2 protein-coding genes and 2 pseudogenes are annotated in these 3,770 nt (G+C 38.0%); 1 reads left to right on the top strand and 3 read right to left on the bottom strand.

Features of this window, described 5'->3' with window-relative positions; translation table 11 throughout:
• Positions 1 to 645: 645 nt before the first annotated feature.
• The 3 genes and pseudogenes from AFK68_RS06540 to AFK68_RS06530 all read right to left on the bottom strand — a co-directional run.
• Positions 646 to 843 (bottom strand): annotated as a pseudogene (locus tag AFK68_RS06540) (transposase); the annotation flags it as partial.
• A 10-nt stretch (positions 844 to 853) separates the two neighbouring features.
• Positions 854 to 2,560 carry a SulP family inorganic anion transporter gene (locus AFK68_RS06535; protein ID WP_094671663.1) on the bottom strand — a complete coding sequence of 569 codons (1,707 nt, stop codon included), beginning with the start codon at positions 2,558 to 2,560 and terminating at the stop codon, positions 854 to 856.
• A 52-nt stretch (positions 2,561 to 2,612) separates the two neighbouring features.
• Positions 2,613 to 2,837, bottom strand: a pseudogene (locus AFK68_RS06530) (zinc ribbon domain-containing protein); the annotation flags it as partial.
• Positions 2,838 to 3,343: 506 nt separating this feature from the next.
• On the opposite strand from AFK68_RS06530, the gene AFK68_RS44420 reads away from it, so the two are divergent.
• On the top strand, positions 3,344 to 3,770 hold a 427-nt coding region (locus tag AFK68_RS44420), incomplete at its 3' end, for a transposase (protein WP_371357263.1).

The raw sequence follows: 3,770 nt of genomic DNA, 5'->3' as shown, positions 1-3,770 counted from the left end.
AAATATCCTAGCACTTTTTTTCCCTATCCAAGGGGAGGCTTTAAACCAGAATTATTTAATTATTAATTATTAATAACTAATAATTCGGTAAACACAGAAAGCGAAAACTTACTCATAACTATAGCTATAAAACTAGAATGAGTAAGTTTGTTCAGTTTTCTATCCATTGAGTCCCTATTAGCTACAATTAGGGTTTGCTGAAAAAGTCTTTTTTAATGAGTAGGGGAGTAGGGGAGTAATTTTTATGCTCAACTATGCGCCCAAAATGCGCTCCTTTTTTAGCATAAAGAGTTGAAAACTAGGTAATTTTTCCAGTTCTAAAAAGCTAAAACCTTTATCTGTAAATGCTTTGATATTTAATCAGTAAGCCCCAATTTAACNATTAGCTACAATTAGGGTTTGCTGAAAAAGTCTTTTTTAATGAGTAGGGGAGTAGGGGAGTAATTTTTATGCTCAACTATGCGCCCAAAATGCGCTCCTTTTTTAGCATAAAGAGTTGAAAACTAGGTAATTTTTCCAGTTCTAAAAAGCTAAAACCTTTATCTGTAAATGCTTTGATATTTAATCAGTAAGCCCCAATTTAACTTCCCAGGCGGGAAGTCCCGTCCTCTCCGGCAGGGGAGCGTCCCATGGGAAAGCCGGGCGTTATCTACGAGGTTCGTCCTGATTGTCTATGTATTTTTTTAGCACTGAAACACTTACACCACCACAGCTAGCAATAAAGTATGATTCACTCCAAAAAACAGCTTTGAAATAAGCTTTGTTGATTTGTTCTGGAAACTCCGTTCTAAGTCTCCTACTGCTTACAGATTTTAGATTAGTAACAAATTTAGGCAACTCAAGCGGGAGTATGTCAAGAACTGGGAAAAGCAGATTTTGGGATATCTTCATAGCCAGAGCTTTCTTTTTGCTTGACTATTTGTAAACCTTCTTTAAGTGCAGTCAGGCGATCGCCCATCCAGTAATTCTCTGGAATTAAGCCAGCAATTCCCAGATTTTCTAACCTACGTTTTACCTTTCCAGTTGCTCCAACCATAATTATATTTCGTCCAGCATCAATCGCCTCTTGAATGGCATTTTCAATCGCCAAAGAAGAAGTTACCCCCAGAATTGGAACTTCACTCAAATCGACAATCAATACATCATAATTACTAATGGCACCATGTTCTCTGGAAATCGCTTTGGCTACTCCAAAAATCATTGGCCCGCTCAAATGAAACAGCAAAACTCGGCCATTTGCCAATTCCAAAATTTCCTTTTCTTCGTCAGTCATTACGATTTTATCGTCTGCATCAGTAATAGCTTTGACAGAATTAGATTGCATTTCTTCGAGACGTTCAATGGTTAAAATATTCGCGATAAAAACTCCCACCGCAACTGCCACCATTAAATCCACAAATACCGTGAGTAGTACCACACTATAAACAATTCCGGCAGCCTTCCAAGAAATTTTGTGAACCCGTTTGAGGAAACCCCAATCAATAATATCAATTCCCACCTTTAAGACAATTCCTGCTAATACAGCTAGAGGAATTCCGGAAGTTAAAGGTGCCGCCCATAACACAACAATCAATAGAGCTAAAGCACGACTAATCCCAGATAAAGCGGTACGTCCCCCGGCTTGGATACTAACTACAGTTGCCGTTGTGGCTCCAGATCCAGCAATTCCACCGCATAAACCTGTAATTAAATTCGCCACCCCTTGACTGATTAATTCCTTATTCGATTTATGTTCAGTTCTCGTCAAACTATCTGAAACCAAACAAGTTAATAGGCAATCAATAGAACCCACCATACCCAAAACCATGGCATTCACAAACATTAACCGTAAATTTTCAGCGGTAAATGTAGGCATTTGCAGTTGTGGCAAACCGGGGGTAATTTCTCCAATTGTAGCGATCGTCCGAATTTCAATGTTTCCAAAGAAAATAAAAGAAATCGCTGTACCAATTACCAAAGCTACCAGTTGGGGAGGAACTAACTTTTTAAGTTTAGCAGGACAAAAGAACAAAATTCCTAGAGTAATTAACCCTAACAACGTTTCCCATTGATTAATATTGGCAATCAAATTAGGGAAAGCCTTAATCACGCCAATTACTCCACCAGAGGGAGTTTCTTGACCGATAAACGGAGCAATTTGCAAAAAAATCAGAATCACGCCAATTCCTGTCATAAAACCCGAAATGACGTTGTAAGGAAGCATTGTAATATACTTCCCCAATCGCAGGACTCCAAATAGGATTTGAAAGATACCCGCCATCATTACTACAGTAAAGGCCATTGCCAGACCACTTTCAGGATTGGCGGCCATTAATTCGGCAATCACAGCAGTGACAATGACAGTCATAGGTCCGGTGGGTTCAGAAATCAGACTAGGAGTACCACCAAATAAAGCGGCAAAAAATCCGACTAAGATTGCTCCCCATAACCCTGCAGCAGCACCAGCTCCAGAAGCAATGCCGAAAGCGAGTGCCATTGGTAAGGCCACCACTGCAGCAGTCAAGCCACCAAAAATATCTCCTTTTAGGTTTCGGAAATGAATCGTATTGGTAATTTGCATTAAAGATTTCCCTTGAATCACAATAAGATGCTACATCTGACATACTCCCACACTATAGCGCCAGCTTAGTGTAGGCTTCTCGTTTCGCTGCCCTGCCATTGCATCGGGCTCCACGAGCTTTAAGGACGAAATGCCCTGTCGCCCTATTTTTTATATTTATCGCCGCATTTAAGTCGCGGTCTATTACTATGCCGCAATGTGGACAAGAATGAGTTCGTATGTTTAATTCTTTGGGAACTGTTTCCCCACACTTTGAGCAATCTTGGCTAGTATTTTTGGGGGTAAATACAGAAAGGGAAAACTTATCTAAAGTTCATCAAACTTACTCATAACTATAGCTATAAAACTAAAATGAGTAAGTTTTTTTCCCTTGTCCATCTATTGAGTCCCTATCAGCTACAATTAAGGTATGAAGCTAGTTGAACGTCATGTCATATCAAAAAATCATCCTTTTTGGTCTGAAATTGACCACAAGGCTTTTTTGTCTAAAAATCTGNCGAGCAAAAGAAATTAAATTTTACTGAACTTTATCACCAGGTATCTAAAAGTGACGATTATCAAGCTTTGCCTACCAAGGTAAGTAAGCAAATTATTAGGAGATTAGATCAAAGTTGGACAAGTTATTTTGCCGCTTTAAGAGAGTGGAAAAAACAGCCAAATAAATTTCTAGGAAAACCGAAAATTCCCAAATATAAACATAAGAAAAAAGGCCGAAATATACTGCCCTATCCAGATGAATCAATATACAAAAAATCCTTAAAGAAAGGAATTTGTCACCTGTCTATGAGTGAAATCAAAATTTCCACCTCACAGACAGAAATAAGAGAAGCAAGAATCATCCCCAAAAGTAGTTGTTATATAATAGAAATAGTCTATGAAAAATCGGAGTCAACTACAGAAAATAAACAAATAGCAGGAGTAGATTTAGGAGTAAATAACTTAATCGCTGTAACTACAAATCAAACAGGAATTTCACCTCTATTGATTAAAGGCAGACCATTAAAAGCAATTAACACCTTTTATAATAAACAGCGCTCTTGTTTACAATCTCAATTAAAAACCAACCACAATCAAAGTAATTCTCGTAGATTAAAAAAATTAACTCACAAACGAAATTGTCGAGTAGAAAATTATCTCCATACAGCCAGTAAAAGAGTAATAGATTGGTGCATTAAGCATGAAATAGGAATCTTAATTATCGGGCATAACC

This window comes from Hydrocoleum sp. CS-953, from assembly GCF_002260545.1.
GTDB lineage: Bacteria > Cyanobacteriota > Cyanobacteriia > Cyanobacteriales > Microcoleaceae > Trichodesmium.
Note: the sequence above shows the minus strand (reverse complement) of the source record. Positions and strands in the feature narration are given on the sequence as shown.

What these genes read in the sequence shown, in the direction of transcription:
- AFK68_RS06535 (WP_094671663.1), bottom strand. Translation starts at nt 2,560, where the DNA reads ATGCAAATTACCAATACGATTCATTTCCGAAACCTAAAAGGAGATATT.